This is a genomic window from Rhodococcus sp. H-CA8f, from assembly GCF_002501585.1.
Taxonomy (GTDB): domain Bacteria; phylum Actinomycetota; class Actinomycetes; order Mycobacteriales; family Mycobacteriaceae; genus Rhodococcus_F; species Rhodococcus_F erythropolis.
The window spans coordinates 134,261-151,236 of the sequence record NZ_CP023720.1; the positions used below are offsets into that span (position 1 = coordinate 134,261).

Genomic DNA, 16,976 nt, shown 5'->3' on the forward strand with positions numbered 1-16,976 from the left:
TGTGGTTCTCCCACATAAATGAGTCGAACTAAGTCTTGGACTCTACATGGATTTCGGACGATAGTGATTCACGCCTCACATTGCATCCCTTGGTGATGCCCGACGCGAGAATCAGAGAGAACCGTGGATCAACACCCAGGTCAAGACACCAATCCGCCTGAATACAACACCAAACAGGCACGCAAGGCCGGAATCACGGCGTTTGTCGGAACGACTATCGAATGGTTCGACTTCTACATCTACGGAACCGCATCCGCCTTGGTGCTCGGCCCGCTGTTCTTCCCGGATGCGTCGCCGGCGGTGGGGACACTCGCAGCCTTCGCGACTTTTGCCGTGGGATTCGTGGCTCGTCCTGTCGGCGGAGTGGTGTTCGGTCATTTCGGAGACAAGTTCGGTCGCAAGAACGCCGTGATCATCACCCTCGCGCTCATGGGGTTGGGAACTGTCGGTGTCGGCCTCCTCCCTACGTACTCCCAGATCGGGATCTGGGCACCGATACTGCTTGTGGCACTGCGTGTTCTCCAGGGCATTGCCATGGGCGGCGAATGGGGTGGCGCCGTATTGATCGCCACAGAGTTCGCTCCCCCGAAGAAAAAGGTGCTCTACGGTGCGTTTGCGCAGCAGGGTTCACCGGTCGGCAACCTGCTCGCGACGCTGGCCTTCCTCGGCCTGACGTTGATGTCGGATTCCGTGTTCGAGTCGTGGGGTTGGCGTCTGCCGTTCCTCGGATCCGCAGCTTTGGTGATCGTCGCTCTCTACATCCGACTGCACATCTCCGAGACACCCGAGATGAAGAAGGCTGTTGCGGCACAGGAACGTACACGGATGCCGCTGGTCGAAGTGTTGCGTTCGCATCCCGTCGAACTTGCTCTCGGCGTCGGCGCTGTGGTTGCCGGTGTTGCCATCACGTACGTCAAGACAACCTTTGCGCTCTCATGGGCGACAACGGATCTCGGCTTCGAGCGTAGTGACTTCCTCCTCGTGATCACCGTGGCACTGGTAGCCCAGGCGCTCGTACAGCCTTTCGGTGCTGTGCTGGCCACGCGGATCGATCCGTCGAAAGCGGTCCGTTGGATGCTGCTTCCGGAGATCGTGCTCCTACCACTGATGTTCGTGCTGGTTCAGACGGGCTCCGTGCCCTTGGCGATTCTGGGTATGGTCCTCGCGACGGCGCCTCACGCAATGTATTACGCCGCGTTGGCCGGCATCCTGGCGCAGGTTTTCCCCACCAATGTTCGGTATACCGGCATCTCTCTGTCGTACCAATTGTCGACAGCCGTATTTGCCGGAACGGCCCCGATGGTCAGCCAGTATCTGCTGACGCGAACCAACTCGATCTGGCCGGTCGTCGCTCTTGGGCTCGTGTATGTCGTTCTCTCCCTTGTCTGTATGACGGCACTTTTGCGCAGGAGTGCGCTGCACGCGCAAGGGCTGGAGTCGACGAGCTCCTCGAACATGACCGATGTTTCCACCCTGAAAGGCGTTGACCACTGATGAACTATGCACACACCGACCCCGCTCTGGCAGCGGTAGTGGACAGATGGACCGCCGGGGCGGACCGAGAGACGTTGAACGGATTGCTCGACCGACTGGGCCGAGATGCCGCCGGCCGTTTGTCCGAGCTTGCCGACATCGCAGACAAGAACCCGCCGGTGCTGCAGCAATTCGACAAGGCCGGTGACCGCGTCGACCGGATTTCCTATCACCCGGCCTACCTGGAACTGTGCCGGGCGGCGTACAACGAGTACGGCCTGTCCGCCATGTCGCACCGAAAAGGGTTGCACGGATGGGACTCCGTGCATCCGCCACTCGCGAAGTACCTCGCGTCGTACATCTTCGTGCAGGCCGAGTTCGGGCTGGCCTGTCCGGTGTCGATGACAGATGCTGCTGCGCGGACCCTGCGTATGTTCGGTGATCCGGCCGTGTTCTCGCCCTGGATCGACGCGTTGACGTCGACGGACCCCGAGCAGGCGAAGACGGGTGCGATGTTCATGACCGAGATTCAGGCAGGCACCGACATCGCCTGCACCGAAACACGCGCCGAGCGCGACGGTGACGGATGGGTTCTGACGGGCAAGAAGTGGTTCGCCTCCAACCCGGATGCCGATGTGATCATCACCCTCGCAAGATTCCCGGGCGGACAGGATGGTTCGACGCGTGGAGTCGGAATGTTCATGGTGCCCAAGACCTTGGGATCCGGCGAGCGCAACAACCTCACGATCGATCGTCTCAAGGACAAGCTGGGTACGCGTTCCATGCCGAGCGGCGAGGTGACGCTGAACCGCGCGCACGCACTCCAGGTCGGCGAACTCGATCGAGGATTCCGCCAGATGGCTGAGATGGTCAACACGTCTCGCCTGTCCAATGCGATGCGTTCGAGCGCTCTCATGCGCCGAGCAGTCCGCGAAGCCGTCGAACATTCGAAGAGCCGAGTCGTGTTCGGTAAGAAGCTCTTCGACCAGCCGCTGATGCGGGCGACGCTTCTTCCCCTTGCACTCGATGCCGAGGCTTCGCTGGCCCTGGTCGCGTACAGCGCACAGTGTCTTCAGGCAGCAGACGGCGGCGACGAACAGGCGCGCGCACTGATCAGGGTACTGACACCGATCGCCAAACACTTTGTCTGCAAACGCGCGCGGGTGGTCACCGGCGAGGCCATGGAGGTGCGCGGAGGAAACGGCTACATCGAGGAATGGGCAAACGCGCGACTAGTGCGGGATGCCCACTTGGGCTCGATCTGGGAGGGCTCGAGCAATGTCATTGCGCTGGACGTACTTCGGTGCCTACGCAAGTTCAACTCGCACCGCACGGTCGCGGAAGCGATGACGGACATCTTGTCCACCGTCGGACCGGATTGCGAAGCCGGGGCCGGAGTTCTGTTGCGGCGCTGGGAGGAACTGGTAGAGGAAGGAGATCGTCTGATCTCCGGATCTGACGATGCCGCCCAGGCCGCCAGCGCAAAGTATGCCGACGAGTTGGCTCGTGCCGTCATGGCGACCCTGCTTTTCGATCTTGCGGATCACGGCATCCGACACGGTAATGGGTACCGGTCACTGCTGGTGGCTAATTCCTACCTGGCCGGTCTTGTGGGGAAGGTGCCGTCGGCTGCGCTCGGCAATCTCGACGTGATCACCGACGGCGGTGACGTCGAGCTGGATGATGCACGTGACGTCGTAGCCGAGTTCCTCTCTGTAGCAGGTGGTCATCGGTGAACTCGCCAACAGGCCCCACACCCCTCGCCGGCGTCCGTGTTCTGGATCTGTCGAAGATCCTTGCCGGGCCGTACGCAACCATGTCGCTTGCCGATCTCGGTGCCGACGTCACCAAGATCGAACACCCTGAAGGCGGCGACCCCACGCGTTCGTGGGGGCCTCCCTTCGTCGGGGTAGATGCCGCCTACTATCTCGCGATCAACCGCGGTAAGAAGTCGGTCACGATCGACCTCAAGTCCACCGAAGGACAGGAGATCATCCACCGCATGCTCGAAGAGACCGATGTAGTCGTGGAGAACTTCAAGCCGGGCAGCGGATTACAGAAGATCTTCGACTACCAGGCGCTGTCCGAGCGATACCCGCATCTGATCACCCTGCACATCTCTGCCTTCGGTGAAGAAGGACCGCTGCGCGACGAACCGGGGTACGACATGATCGCGCAGGCCGCGGGTGGGCTCATGTCGCTCACCGGTGAACCGGGTGGTGCTCCGATGAAATCCGGGTTTGCGTTGGGAGACTTGGGCGCAGCGCTTTTCGGACTGGTCGGTGTCCTGGCTGCATTGGTCGAGCGAGGCCGGACCGGGCGCGGACAGTACGTGACCACGTCGCTGTACGAGTGCCAACTCGCGATGCACGTGAACTGGGCGACCAGTTACTTCGCCACCGGTGAGCGCCCGACTGCGTTGGGCTCCGGTCATCCGAATCTTGCTCCGTATCAAGCATTTCCTGCCAGCGACGGGTACTTCGTCATCGCTGTCGGCAACGACGGGATGTGGGCGTCGCTGTGCGAGGCCATCGGAAGGAGTGAACTGGTCACCGATCCGCGTTTCGTCCACAACCGCGACAGGGTGGAGAACCGCGAGAGTCTGGAACGAGAACTCACCAGCGCCTTCACATCGGAAACCGTCGAACACTGGTGCGCTCTTCTCGCCGAACGCGCGGTGCCGGTGTCACCGATCCGCCATCTCGACGAGATCTACTCCGATCCCCACACCGCCGCGCTCGGAATGGTCGGAACCGTCGACCATCCGACGCTCGGACCGTTGAAGCAAGTGGCCTTTCCGGTCAACTTCTCCGGCCAGAGGCCACGTCTGACGTCGGCGCCGCCCGTTCTCGGCGCCGACAACGACGAAGTTCTTGGTACCGCTCAGGCCAGCCCGCTCAACGCAGGCGGTGTGTTGTCGTCGCGCCAAGCGATGGCCTCGGCAAGCGTCGTGAGGTCGTAGTCCGGTCCGCTGATGCCGACGGTGAAGAGCGAGACACCGTCGGCGACCAGGTCAGCAGCATTCTCGAGCCCAGGCCACGGAACCGAGTGCTCTACTTCCAGCGGGTTCCGGCCTACGTCGGCGCAATGGTCGGAGAGGATGCCTGACTTGCGCAGGTGTGTCTCGCGGTCACCGAAGCTGTGCCAGACGTCGGCGTACTCGGCGACCAAGCGCAGGGTCTTCTTCTCGCCGCCACCGCCGATGAGGACCGGGATGTTGCGCGTCGGCGGCGGGTTGCCCTTCGCCAGGCGGCCCGTGATGCGGGGGAGGTATTCGCCCAGCAGTTTCAGCCGTGAACCGGGAGTGCCGAAGTCGTATCCGAACTGGTCGTAGTCCTTCTCGAACCAGCCGGCACCGATGCCGAGGATCAGGCGTCCGCCGCTGATGTGGTCGACGGTTCGCGCCATGTCGGCCAGCAGATCCGGATTGCGGTAGCCACCACCGGTGACCAGGGCGCCGATCTCGACGCGTTCGGTCTGCTCGGCCCAGGCGCCGAGCATGGTCCAGCACTCGAAGTGGGCGCCGTCGGGATCGCCGGTCAACGGGTAGAAGTGGTCCCAGTTGAAGACGATGTCCACCCCGGCGTCCTCGGACCGCAAGACGGCGTCGCGTATCAACCCGTAATCGGGTGCGTGCTGGGGTTGGAGTTGAACACCGATGCGTACCGGACGAGTCATGCCACGCTCCTGACGAGAGGAATGGTTGTCTTCTCCCATCATGGCCGGGTGTGCGCGGTACCGCTACCGCCGCCGTCGGTGACGGGTATGCCCGCTCTTGTACCCACCCCTTTTCGAGCGAACGGTACTTTCGGCGCCTTAGATCGACTGAACGTGCCGTTCGCTCAAAAAGGGGGGCAGGCAAAAGGGGGGGGGCGGGCAAAAAAGGGGGCGGGTAAAAACAGGGGTGGTCTGCCCACAGCAGACAGGCGGGGCCGCGGTACCGCCGCGCCGGTAGGAATGGATACATGACTACTGAAGCGCCCACCGATACCGGCTACCGTGACCTGTTGACAGACAGGCTCTTCCGACAGCGAACGATTCTGCTCACCGGCGAGGTCAACGACGCCATGGCCGAACGGGTGTGTTCGGAACTGGTGCTCCTCGCCACCACCGACCCCAAGCGCGACATAGTGCTTTACATCAATTCACCTGGCGGATCGGTGTTTGCCGGCCTGGCCATCTACGACACGATGAAGCTCATCCCCAACGACGTCGTGACGGTCGCGATGGGCTTCGCGGCCAGCATGGGCCAGGTGCTTCTCTGCTCCGGCACCCACGGCAAGCGAATCAGCCTGGCGCACAGCCGCATCATGATGCACCAACCTTCGGCGGGTATCGGTGGCACTGCGGTGGACATTGCGATCCAGGCCGAGAGTCTCGAGCTGATGAAGCGTCAATCGCAGGAAATCCTCGCCGCCGAAACGGGCCGGACCGTCGAAGAGATCGAGACCGACAGCGATCGGGATCGCTGGTTCACCGCCGAGCAGGCGCGCGAGTACGGAATCGTCGACCGCGTCGTGACGTCCTTCGCCGAGATCGCACCGCAAGCCACCTTCCCCAAGATCGGATTGTGACGTCATGTCCCAGTACACGATTCCCAGTGTCATCGAGCGAACACCAACGGGTGAGCGATCTTTCGACATCTTCAGCAGGCTGCTCAACGAACGCATCGTCTTTCTCGGCACAGAGATCGACGACGGCGTCGCCAATGTCGTGATGGCTCAGATGCTGCATCTGCAGGCCGACAACCCGGATCGCGAAATCGGTTTGTACATCAACTCTCCCGGCGGTTCCACCACGGCGATGCTCGCGATCTACGACACCATGCAGTTCTTGAAACCGACGATTTCGACGTACTGCATGGGTCAAGCGGCTTCGGCTGCTGCAGTGCTTCTGGCCGCAGGCACTCCGGGCCATCGGCATGTTCTTGCCCATTCGCGGGTGCTGCTGCATCAACCGTCGACGCAAGGTAGCGGCACCATCTCGGACCTCGCGCTTCAAGCAGCCGAGATCCTGAGAATCCGGGAGCAGACCGAGGCGATTCTGAGTAAGCACACCGGTCAGAGCGTCGAGCGGCTCCGCAAGGACACCGATCGAGACAGGATCTTCACTGCCGACGACGCTATCTCCTACGGACTGGCTGACACCCTCATCGAAGGGAACTGATCAGGCTGCCATCAGGACGGGACCGGAGATCGGTGCGGGAGAATGTCCGAAGGTGAGGGAGTTGAGCGCAACGATCCTGTTGCCCGCTCGGAACAGCAGGTGCTCGAGCGGCATCCCGAGCGCTTCGCAGATGGCGCGCAGAATTTCCGACGACGGTTCCTTCTTGCCCCGTTCGATCTCGGAGAGGTACTGCTTCGACATCCCGACCTTTGCGGCTACGTCGTCGAGAGTTCGGTCCTGATCGCGTCTGACCTCCCGCAGCACTCGTCCGTAGGCTTCACGAATCAGCGGGGGTTTGCGCACGGCGACAGCCGGATCGGGGAGTTCCGACTCACCCTTGACCAGGACCAGTCTGCGCGGCGCATCCATAGGCCGAGTATTCCAGCCGACCGGTTCGCACACCACCCGGTTCACCGAGGGCTGACATCTAGTCCGTTCGAACACCACCGGCAAGAAACATCGCTCGAAGAACGAAGGTCGCCTCGGGTCCGATGATCTCGCCGACAAGGCTCGTATAGCGGTCGACGAACTCGGGCCCGTGGGAGGCCTCGTCGGAAGTGGGGTCGCCGAGGTGGTGCGCAAGTTCGTGCAAGACAACGAATTCGCGTAGCGCCCACCGGCCGTCACGGTCGTCCGGGACGGCGATGACGTCGTTCGAGTAGTGAGCGGCGGCATTGCCGGCGCGGGAGCGTACGGACACCGGAATGGTTGCGCGAGGCCAGGTCGCGAGTACCCAGTTCAGCCCGAGTAGCTGATCGCAGTACGCCTGGACCGACTCCACGGAACCGAATTTGCGCTCGACCGGCAACGTGATGGTGGAACCCATGACCTCGACGCTCCGAAGTCCGCGCTCGTCGGCGCGATCGAACATGGTGCGCACCAACGTCTCTGCCTCGTAGACGGCGCTCCGCTGCGCATCCCTCACGAGTCGAGCTGCCCGCGCACCCCGCCGATCTCCGGCAGGTTTCCCAGACGTGCGGAGCGCGCCGCCCGATCACCCGCTCGTCGAGCATGCGAGGAGTGCCCGGCACTCGCGCGACCACCGCCCCGCCACGTCCCACGTGCCTGGGAGTTGGACGCGTAGTAGTCCTTGAGCTCGATTTCCTTGTTGCGCAGCACGAGTGCGGTTTCCGAAGACGACGTGGCAGATTCTGCGATCGCTGCCTTCTCCGTCTCCTGCTGCGTCTCGGCCAACCGAGCGCCGATGCGGGACGCGTACGCCATCTGGAAGTTCAGGCGCGCCGTCACTCCGGCCACCGGCTTGCGGACCTGCGTGTTGACGCGTCGTCGTCCACGAGTTTCGACGACGGTCCGCACGGATGTTTCGCCGCGGTACGCCCCGGAGCGCACGTACGCGTCGGAGTCACGGACCATCTGGAAGAGCAGGCTCGAGTACAGCGCTTCGCACACGTCGATGTCACCGGCGAAGCCGTAGGCGTAGATGACGGCCGACGTCTGCGCGATGTCGCACTGTACGTCGTTGGCAGCGGCGATCGCGATGAACAATTGGGCGTACGTTCGCAGCCCGCGCTTGCCCGGTTCGCCGATGGTGATGAGCCGCTGAGTGGGTGTCGCACGTTTTTCCGAGGACGCGGTGTGCGCCCGCGCTACCGCCAGGTCGATCGCGGAACCGGTGGCCAACCGCTGAGCGGCCGCCATGAAGGCTTCACCTTCGTGTGGATTGTCGGTGGACTCCGCTTGGCGAAGCAGCGCACCGATGCGGGTCAGCATCTTCTCCGAACTCACCGTGAAAGACTACGCTCGCGCGCCGACACGGACGTTTATGCTGCTAGCGCACACGCTCACCCTCAACTTGGATCGTCCGGCACGTTCCTGCCGGTAGAAGGGATCAACCCCGTCATGGCTTCAGTGACTTTCGAGAGCACCACCTGCCTGTTCCCCGGATCGAACACCCCGGCAGTGGACAAGCTCGACCTCGAGATCGAGGACGGCGAGTTCCTCGTCCTCGTCGGACCCTCCGGCTGCGGAAAGTCGACCACCCTGCGCATGCTCGCCGGGCTCGAAGACGTCCACAGCGGGCGCATCCTCATCGGCGACCGCGACGTCACCGGTCAGGAACCGAAAGAGCGCGACATCGCGATGGTCTTCCAGAACTACGCGCTGTACCCGCACATGTCGGTGGCCGAGAACATGGGTTTTGCGCTCAAGCTCTCCGGAACCAACAAGACGGAGATCCGCGCCCGCGTCGAAGAGGTCGCGAAGATGCTCGATCTCGAGCCGTACCTCGACCGCAAGCCCAAGGCGCTGTCCGGTGGCCAGCGTCAGCGAGTGGCGATGGGCCGCGCCATCGTCCGCCAGCCGCAGGTCTTCCTCATGGACGAGCCCCTCTCGAACCTCGACGCGAAACTCCGTGTTCAGACGCGCACGCAGATCGCTCAGCTGCAACGACGCCTCGCGACGACGATGGTCTACGTGACCCACGACCAGGTCGAGGCCATGACGATGGGTGACCGCGTCGCAGTCCTCGAAAAGGGAATCCTGCAGCAGTGCGCCTCGCCGCGCGAGCTCTACAACAAGCCGACGAACGTCTTCGTTGCCGGCTTCATGGGTTCACCCGCGATGAACCTGTTCACCCTCCCCGTCGTCGACGGCGGCGTCGCATTCGGTGACGGGATCGTTCCGGTTCCGCGCGAGACGATGAACGGTGTCGTCGAAACCGAGGTTGTTCTGGGTATTCGCCCCGAGCACCTCGAGATCGCCGCCGAAGGCCTGCCGATGGAGGTCGACGTCGTCGAGGAACTCGGTTCCGACGCCTACGTCTACGGACGCACCACGATCGGCGGACGGTTGCAGCAGATCGTTTCGCGTGGTGACTGGCGCAACCCGCCGCAGAAGGGCGAGCGAGTCAACCTGCGCGTCGACCCTGAGAAGGTGCACATTTTTGCCACCACCGACGGGCGTCGCCTGGGTTAGGCGGACCTGTCAAACGACACATGACCGATTCAGGTTCGGCGTAATACCCACAAGTAGGGGTGTCTCGTGCCACAGTAGGGGCCGATGCCGAGAGCCGGCACCCATGGCGCATGCCGTGAGCCGGCTCTCGGTGACCGTCTATTTGTCATACACATACGGGGAGCGAATCCATGGTTCTGAACTCGAAGGCGATGCGCCGCGCTGCAATTGCAGCCACGGCAGCGTCCATGCTGGTACTGGCAGGCTGCTCGTCCGATTCGGACAAGGACAGCGGAACCAGCACCACGGCCGCATCCGGGGGATCGTCCTCGAGCGAAGGCCGCGGACCCATCACGATCGTCGAGGGGCAGGATGCCCTGAACGAGGCGCTCGAAAACATCATCACCGACTGGAATGCGGAGCATCCGGACGAGAAGGTCACGCTCAAGCCGCTGGCCAAGGAAGCCAACGCGCAGGTCGACGACATCACCCAGCGCATGCAGGCCAAGAGCGACGAGTACGACCTCATCGGCGTCGACGTCGTCAACACCGCTCAGTTCGCCGCAAACGGCTGGCTGCTGCCGCTCGAGGGTGACCTCGCGATCGACGAGTCCGGCCTCCTGCCGTCGACCGTCGCGTCGGGCACCTACAACGGCAAGCTCTACGCAGCGCCGAAGAACACCAACGCCGCGTTCCTGTACTACCGCAAGGACCTCGTCGAGAAGGCTCCCACCACGTGGGCCGAGCTCAAGGAAAACTGCCCGAAGGCTGTCGAAGCCGGCATCTCCTGCTACATCGGTCAGTTCAAGAACTACGAGGGCCTGACGGTCAACACCACCGAGATCACCAACGCTTTCGACGGCCCGTGGGTCGGCCCGGACGGACTCACCCCGGCCATCGACGACAAGACGAAGGCAGGCGTTCAGTCGATCGTCGACAACTTCGCCGACAACACCATCCCGCAGGAAGCACTGACCTACTCCGAGGGCGAGTCGCAGACCGCGTTCGGTGACGGCAAGGCACTCTTCATGCGCACGTGGTCCGGCTTCTCGGTCGACGGTGAGAAGACCTCGGTTGCCGGCAAGTACGGCTACACCGTTCTTCCGGGTGTCGACGGACCGGGCGCTTCGACCGTCGGCGGCTACAACGTCGGCATCAGCGCGTACTCCGACGCGCCGGCAACAGCTCGTGACTTCCTCGAGTTCATGCAGACCAAGAAGTCGCAGACGTACTTCACCGAGGTCGGCGGCGCACCCGTCCTCTCGGCTGTCTACGACGACCCGGCAGTGCTCGCCCAGTTCCCGTACTTCGCGACCCTGAAGGAAGCACTCGCTACCGCTCAGCCGCGCCCCGTCACGCCGTACTACACGCAGGTGTCGAAGTCGATCTCCGACAACACCTACGCTGCTATTCGCGGCGAGAAGACCGTCGAGCAGGCTTTGGCGGACACCAAGGCCGGCATCGAAACCGCCGGTAACTGATCTACCAGGAGCAATAAGCAATGGCAGAACCGCAGGATCCTTCCGCGGCTGTGCCTACCAACCCCACGGTCGGGGCCGGTTCAACCGGTCCCGACCGTTCGGGCGTTGGTGGGAGACACCGTGCACCGGAACCGCTAGAAGAGCCGTCGGCATCCGAGGCAGCAGGGACATCCCTGACCAAGGTTCTGCCTGACCTTGCAGCTACTCCACCCACACCGACCTCGCCCCCGCCTGCGTCGGCCGACAAGCCGAAGAAGCGTCGACGAGTTCCGGTGTGGGCGTTCGTCGCACCGTCGCTGATCGTTCTCGCCGTCATCATTCTGTATCCGCTCGGACGAGCGATCTGGATGTCGATGCACAGCGACGGCAAGAAGCTCGATCCCGAGACCGGCATGTTCGTCACCGGTCAGTTCACGTGGTTCGAGAACTACAAGAACTGGATCACCCAGTCCTGCAACACCGCCAACGGCTCGATTCCCTGCCCGCCCGGCACGCTCGGATCGCAGTTCTGGCAGTCGATCGGAAATACGTTCGGCTTCACCGTCGTCACCGTCCTGCTCGAGACGGTGATCGGTCTGTCGATGGCGCTGATCATGGCCAAGACGTTCCGCGGCCGCGGTTTGCTCCGCGCCTCCGTGCTGATTCCCTGGGCCATCCCCACCGCCGTCACCGCGAAGCTCTGGTTCTTCATCTTCGCCAACGACGGCATTGCCAACAAGATCCTCGGCACCAACATCCTGTGGACGGCGGATCCCTGGCCGGCACGATTCGCGATCGTCGTCGCCGACGTCTGGAAGACCGCGCCGTTCATGGCGTTGCTGATTCTCGCGGGTCTGCAGATGATTCCCGCCGACGTCTACGAGGCCGCCAAGGTCGACGGCGCGACGGCCTGGCAGCGGTTCCGCATGATCACGCTTCCGCTGGTCAAGCCCGCACTCATGGTGGCGGTGCTCTTCCGCACGATGGACGCGCTGCGCATGTACGACCTGCCCGCGATCATGATGGGATCCAATCCCGCCACCTCCACCATCTCGGTTCTGGTGGTCGATCAGATGCGCGTCGGCGCCAATTCGGCGTCGGCCCTGTCCACCATCACGTTCCTCATCATCTTCGCTGTGGCCTTCATCCTTGTCCGATTCCTCGGAGCCAATGCGGTCAGCACGCAGGAAAAGCAGCGGAAGGGGGAGCCGGTATGAACAAGGCACTACGCGGCAAGATCGGCACCTACATCGGCGTCGTACTGATCATCGTGTGGGGACTCGCTCCCTGCTACTGGATGATCGTGACGGCGTTGCGCGACCCGGCGGACACGTTCTCGACGTCGCTGTGGCCCACCAATCTCACGCTGTCCAACTTCACCGCGGCGCTCGATCCCGACGCGAAGGTGAACTTCACCCGGGCACTGATGAACAGCCTCATCATCGCGGGCGCGACCACGCTGATCGCCTTGGTCATCGGTGTGTTCACCGCCTACGCGCTCTCGCGATTCGATTTTCGTGGCAAATACTTCGTCACCGGAATCATCCTCGGCGCGTCCATGTTTCCGGTCGTCGCCCTCGTGACCCCGCTGTTCCAGTTGTTCACCGACATCGGCTGGATCGGCAGCTACAAAGCGCTGATCATCCCGAACATCTCGTTCGTGCTGCCGCTGACGGTCTACACGCTGACGTCGTTCTTCTCCGAACTTCCGTGGGAGCTCGAAGAAGCGGCGCGTATCGACGGCGCCACCCGTGGCCAGGCCTTCCGTCTGATCATGCTGCCCCTCGCTGCGCCGGCACTGTTCACCACCGCGATTTTGGCTTTCATCGCAACGGTCAACGAGTACCTGCTTTCGCTGCAACTCTCGAGTGACAAAACCGCGCCCGTCACGGTGGCGATGGCCAAATTCTCCGGAACCGACCCATTCGTCACGCCGTACACCTCGATCATGGCCGGCGGAACCCTTGTGATGATCCCGCTGGTCATCATGGTTCTCATCTTCCAGCGACGCATCATCGCCGGTCTGACCGCAGGCGGCGTCAAGTCGTGATGCGCGCCTGCGCGCGGTTTCGATGAGGCGGGCTTCGCGCGCCCAGCGCATGGAGCTGATCGCCGGCTTCATCTCGGTCTTCGCCCTCATGGCGTTGATCGGCGCTGTGGTCGCGATCGTCAAGGGCGACCCCGGCGTGATGCCGTCTTTGGTGCTGCTCGGTTGCGTCGTCGCTCTCGGGCTGGCGTTCCGCGGATATCGGAACGCGGTCCGAGCAGAACGTCGCGAGTAGCCAGCCCGGTAGGGTGACATTTCGGTATCGCAGTTGCCGGGAGTTATCTGATCGAGATATCACCCTGGTGGAATGGTGCCGGTAAGTCCGGATCCACGACCGGGAGTGTTGAGTGAGTCCATCGAACAGATCGAGTGCGACGGGTGGCGATCAGTCGTCGGCTCGATCGGGCAAGTCGGCTAATTCCCCACGGTCGAGCAAGTCGGCCAAGCCGGAGAAGAAGCAGCGCTCCAAGTGGCGGTACGTCCGGCGGACCATCTACGTTCTCGTGCTCCTGATGATCATCGTGCCTGCGTCGGTTTTTGCTGTCGCGTACAGCCGGACCGACGTCCCGCGCCCCTCGGACATGCAGACCAATCAGGTGTCCACCATCTACATGGCCGACGGCACGACCGTGCTCGGCAAGGTGGTGCCGGCGGAGGGAAACCGCACCGAGGTCGCGTTGTCGGCCATCCCGATTCACGTCCGCGATTCGGTGCTCTCGGCGGAGGATCGCAACTTCTACACCAACCCCGGCTTCTCGATCTCCGGATTTGCTCGCGCTGCCCGAGACAACGTGATGGGCAAGGAAAGCGCCGGCGGTGGCTCGACGATCACTCAGCAATACGTGAAGAACGTCTTGGTCGGTGACAAGCGCAGTATCGACAGGAAGCTGCGTGAGCTTGTCATCTCCGCCAAGATGGCGCGCGAATGGTCCAAGGACGACATCCTTGCCGCGTATCTCAACACCATCTACTTCGGTCGCGGTGCCTACGGTATCGCCGCCGCGTCGAACGCGTACTTCGACAAGCCGGTCAGTGAGCTGAGCGTCGAGGAAGGCGCAGTTCTCGCTTCCGTCATCCAGAGCCCGTCGTTCCTGGACCCCGAGACCAATCTGTCCGCACTGCAAGCGCGCTGGGACTACGTTCTCAACGGCATGGTGGAACTGGGCAGCCTGACCAAGACTGATCGCGACGCGATGCAGTTCCCGGCTGTCGCCCCCGCCAATCGGCCGACCGATCTGAACCAGGCGCCCGGACCCGAAGGCCACATCAAGACTCAGGTACTCAAGGAACTGGCCGAGGCCGGTATCAGCGACCAGACGCTGAACACCGCTGGTCTGCAAATCACGACAACCATCGACCCGGTTGCGCAGGAAGCTGCGCTGGGCGCCGTCAAGCGGAATCTCGACGGTGAACCCGAAGACCTGCGGACCGCAGTAGTGTCCATCGACCCCAAGACCGGTGGCGTCGACGCCTATTACGGCGGTGACGACGGAGCCGGCTTCGACTACGCCCAGGCGCCGCTGCAAACCGGTTCAGCGTTCAAGGTCTTCGGCCTGGTCGCAGCATTGATGGAAGACATTCCGCTGTCCGCACGGTTCGACAGTTCACCGCTCACGATCAACGGTGTGACCATCGGAAACGTCGGCGGCGAATCCTGTGGTCGATGCACCATCGCCGAGGCACTCAAGCGTTCGCTGAACACCAGCTTCTACCGGTTGATGCTCTCGATGGAGAACGGTGCCCAGAAGATCGCCGACGCCGCCCATCTGGCCGGCATCCCCGAACAGATTCCCGGACTCGACTACCCGACGCTCACACAGGAGGGTGGCCCGCCGGAGAACGGAATCGTGCTCGGCCAGTATCAGTCTCGTGTTATCGACATGGCATCCGCGTACGCGACGCTCGCCAACTCCGGTGTGTACCAGCAGCCGCACTTCATCCAGAAGGTCGTGACGGCCGAAGGTGAAGTCCTGCTCGATCGCCCGGTCTCTCCCGGTGAGCGTCGTCTCGATGCTGCCGTTGCCGACAACATCACGCAGGCAATGCTGCCGATCGCGTCGTACTCGAACGGTCACGCGCTCGCCGGTGGACGCCCGTCTGCTGCCAAGACCGGCACCGCGCAGTTGGGTGACACGGGGCAGAACAAGGATGCGTGGATGGTCGGTTACACGCCGTCGCTGTCCACCGCGGTGTGGATCGGAACTTCCGACGCGCAGGCCATCACCAACTCCTACGGCGGCTTGATCTACGGCTCCGGAGTGCCTGCGGACATTTGGAAGAGCACGATGGACGGCGCGTTGAAGGGCTCCGACTGGGAGAGCTTCCCGTGGCCCGATCCCATCGGCGGGCAGGCCGGCGTTCCCGCCAACTCCGGTGTGACCTCGGGTGATGGGACGGGCACACCCACGACGGGCGCGGCCGCTCCCCCAGCGCCCATCGAGGTGCCCGGCCTGCCGCCGATCGAAGTGCCGCAGCTTCCCCAGTTGCCGCGTCAGATCGAGATCTTGCCTGGCATCGTCATCCCGCTACCGGGCTGAGCCGCAGCGCTCGATTTCCGGCTCTCAGGCCTGATCGTCGAAGAGGCCGAGCTGGGTCGGCGCTGCATCCTTGGCGGGAAGTACAACGACGCGCAGTCCGCGCCTGAGGTTGCGGATCGCGTGCGTCCACGCGCGCTTTTCGCCCGCGCACAGGTCGGTGTCGTCGTCCTTGCGCCGGATGGACTCGGTCAACGCCTCGTGCCAGGCCGTCTCCTGCTCCTGGCTGATCCTCAGGTAGTCGAGAATGGTGTCGCGGTCGTGCTCACAGATCACGGCAACCTCTTCGGCGCTGAGCTCGCCCGTTCCGTCCGCGTCGAGTTCGAGGAGCGCCATGAGCGCCGGAGGAAATTCGTGGCACTCGTGTGATTCGTATTCGGCACCGGGATCTTCGTGCTCGGAGGCCATCCCGTCGTTGAAGGCGGTGTCTCCGGTAGCGCGAATGGGTTGCCCGCCCAGTTCTTCGGCGAGTTCGTCCGATGCTTCGGCCAATTCGGCGAACGAGCGCAGAGCCCGGAGGAGGTGCTCGGCGACGAAGGGTGCGCCGTCCACCCGCACAACGCCCAGCACACTCTGCTCGACGAGAATGAGTTTGATGGTCGGCCACTGCCGATTGAGCTGGGCGAGAACAACAGCAGCGTTATCGAGGTTCTCCACCGAATGCACGACCCGCGAGAACACCTCCACGTACTCGTCGTCCTCGAGGACACGAACATAGGTGACCTGCTCACCGCGGACGAGCGGGATGTCGCCGTCGTCGTCACGCTTGGGTGGATGGCCGAGAAGGCGTTCGACGGCCCCGTCGACCAGGATCCGCAGCATGTCACCCGAACCCGAGGGAGCGTGCGACGGCGTCGTGGCGAACGCCGGCGTCGACTCGCGTCCACTGGTGCTGGCACGCAGGAACGACGGGTGCGCAATGCTCCACATCTCGCGGAAGACACGCAACACCTTTGTCACCAGTTCCTCGGGACGAGTGCGGTCGACGTCGATGTAGAAGGACATGGACCCGTTGCCCTCGGGCTCGTGCTCGCACAGATCGGGAGCGCTGAACCCCATGTCGAGCAGCGCTGAATGGTCTTCCGGTTCGAGCATCCGCAGTGGATGCAGAAACCTGTTGGAAGGGACTTCACAGCGCACGGAGGTCTGGTTCCACGCGAAGAACTGGATGCACGCGGGTGCGTCTGCCAGTTCGTCCATGCTGTCGTAATGCGACTCCACCACGAGAGTGTCGTCGTCCTCCATCACGGAGATGTAGCGAGCGAGATGAGTCTCGAAAGTAGTCCAGGCACTCAGGATTTCCAGATCGAAAGTATTGTCCGACATCGTCGCTCCTCTGGTCCGGGGGGCGCATGGGGCCCTACCGACGACTCGCCGAAACCC

At 63.1% G+C, this 16,976-nt stretch carries 16 protein-coding genes; 11 read left to right on the plus strand and 5 right to left on the minus strand.

The window, feature by feature from the left end; genetic code table 11:
- Window positions 1-123: 123 nt before the first annotated feature.
- From CPI83_RS00605 to CPI83_RS00615, 3 genes are read left to right on the plus strand one after another with little or no spacing between them, the layout of a single operon-like run.
- A complete protein-coding gene (locus CPI83_RS00605; RefSeq protein ID WP_047889988.1) occupies window positions 124-1,494 on the plus strand; it encodes an MFS transporter in 1,371 nt (456 codons plus the stop codon).
- Window positions 1,494-3,209, plus strand: a complete 1,716-nt coding sequence (locus tag CPI83_RS00610) for an acyl-CoA dehydrogenase family protein (RefSeq protein WP_097386626.1) — start codon at window positions 1,494-1,496, stop codon at window positions 3,207-3,209. Before CPI83_RS00605 ends, CPI83_RS00610 begins: the two co-directional genes overlap by 1 nt.
- Complete coding sequence (locus CPI83_RS00615; protein ID WP_020909765.1) at window positions 3,206-4,435, plus strand: CoA transferase; 1,230 nt, start codon at window positions 3,206-3,208, stop codon at window positions 4,433-4,435. Before CPI83_RS00610 ends, CPI83_RS00615 begins: the two co-directional genes overlap by 4 nt.
- Here the strand turns inward: CPI83_RS00615 and CPI83_RS00620 are convergent.
- The gene (locus tag CPI83_RS00620; RefSeq protein WP_097388102.1) at window positions 4,357-5,151 is read right to left on the minus strand and encodes an LLM class F420-dependent oxidoreductase; all 795 of its coding nucleotides are present in this window, start codon (window positions 5,149-5,151) and stop codon (window positions 4,357-4,359) included. The two genes, CPI83_RS00615 and CPI83_RS00620, sit on opposite strands and share 79 nt — an antisense overlap.
- Window positions 5,152-5,438: 287 nt before the next feature.
- Here CPI83_RS00620 and CPI83_RS00625 point away from each other — a divergent pair, with 287 nt between their 5' ends.
- Together CPI83_RS00625 and CPI83_RS00630 are read left to right on the plus strand one after the other, a co-directional pair.
- Complete coding sequence (locus CPI83_RS00625; RefSeq protein WP_020909763.1) at window positions 5,439-6,047, plus strand: ATP-dependent Clp protease proteolytic subunit; 609 nt, start codon at window positions 5,439-5,441, stop codon at window positions 6,045-6,047.
- A gap of 4 nt (window positions 6,048-6,051) precedes the next feature.
- Complete coding sequence (locus CPI83_RS00630; RefSeq protein ID WP_003945993.1) at window positions 6,052-6,639, plus strand: ATP-dependent Clp protease proteolytic subunit; 588 nt, start codon at window positions 6,052-6,054, stop codon at window positions 6,637-6,639.
- Here the strand turns inward: CPI83_RS00630 and CPI83_RS00635 are convergent, their stop codons facing one another.
- The 3 genes from CPI83_RS00635 to CPI83_RS00645 are packed head-to-tail and all read right to left on the minus strand — an operon-like array spanning window position 6,640 to window position 8,385.
- Window positions 6,640-7,008 carry a helix-turn-helix transcriptional regulator gene (locus CPI83_RS00635; protein WP_003946041.1) on the minus strand — a complete coding sequence of 123 codons (369 nt, stop codon included), beginning with the start codon at window positions 7,006-7,008 and terminating at the stop codon, window positions 6,640-6,642.
- A 58-nt stretch (window positions 7,009-7,066) separates the two neighbouring features.
- Window positions 7,067-7,564, minus strand: a complete 498-nt coding sequence (locus CPI83_RS00640) for a TIGR04338 family metallohydrolase (RefSeq protein ID WP_097386627.1) — start codon at window positions 7,562-7,564, stop codon at window positions 7,067-7,069.
- Window positions 7,561-8,385 (minus strand): DUF2786 domain-containing protein, encoded by an 825-nt coding sequence (locus CPI83_RS00645; protein ID WP_097386628.1) that lies wholly within the window; start codon window positions 8,383-8,385, stop codon window positions 7,561-7,563. Before CPI83_RS00645 ends, CPI83_RS00640 begins: the two co-directional genes overlap by 4 nt.
- A 114-nt stretch (window positions 8,386-8,499) precedes the next feature.
- On the opposite strand from CPI83_RS00645, the gene ugpC reads away from it, so the two are divergent.
- The 6 genes from ugpC to CPI83_RS00675 all read left to right on the plus strand — a co-directional run bounded on the left by ugpC (window position 8,500) and on the right by CPI83_RS00675 (window position 15,596).
- Entirely contained in the window at window positions 8,500-9,573 is a 1,074-nt protein-coding gene (gene ugpC, locus CPI83_RS00650) for a sn-glycerol-3-phosphate ABC transporter ATP-binding protein UgpC (protein WP_097386629.1), read from the plus strand.
- Window positions 9,574-9,743: 170 nt separating this feature from the next.
- Window positions 9,744-11,033, plus strand: coding sequence for an ABC transporter substrate-binding protein (locus CPI83_RS00655; protein ID WP_003946022.1), 1,290 nt, complete (start codon window positions 9,744-9,746; stop codon window positions 11,031-11,033).
- 20 nt (window positions 11,034-11,053) lie between these two features.
- Window positions 11,054-12,229 (plus strand): sugar ABC transporter permease, encoded by a 1,176-nt coding sequence (locus tag CPI83_RS00660; protein WP_097386630.1) that lies wholly within the window; start codon window positions 11,054-11,056, stop codon window positions 12,227-12,229.
- The gene (locus CPI83_RS00665) at window positions 12,226-13,062 is read left to right on the plus strand and encodes a carbohydrate ABC transporter permease (RefSeq protein WP_019746113.1); all 837 of its coding nucleotides are present in this window, start codon (window positions 12,226-12,228) and stop codon (window positions 13,060-13,062) included. The genes CPI83_RS00660 and CPI83_RS00665 overlap by 4 nt, the downstream gene beginning before the upstream one ends.
- Before the next feature lie 22 nt (window positions 13,063-13,084).
- Window positions 13,085-13,294 (plus strand): hypothetical protein, encoded by a 210-nt coding sequence (locus CPI83_RS00670; RefSeq protein WP_019746112.1) that lies wholly within the window; start codon window positions 13,085-13,087, stop codon window positions 13,292-13,294.
- Window positions 13,295-13,406: 112 nt separating this feature from the next.
- Entirely contained in the window at window positions 13,407-15,596 is a 2,190-nt protein-coding gene (locus CPI83_RS00675; protein WP_041815441.1) for a transglycosylase domain-containing protein, read from the plus strand.
- 24 nt (window positions 15,597-15,620) lie between these two features.
- Here the strand turns inward: CPI83_RS00675 and CPI83_RS00680 are convergent, their stop codons facing one another.
- Window positions 15,621-16,919, minus strand: a complete 1,299-nt coding sequence (locus CPI83_RS00680; RefSeq protein ID WP_020971414.1) for a hypothetical protein — start codon at window positions 16,917-16,919, stop codon at window positions 15,621-15,623.
- Window positions 16,920-16,976: the final 57 nt, after the last annotated feature.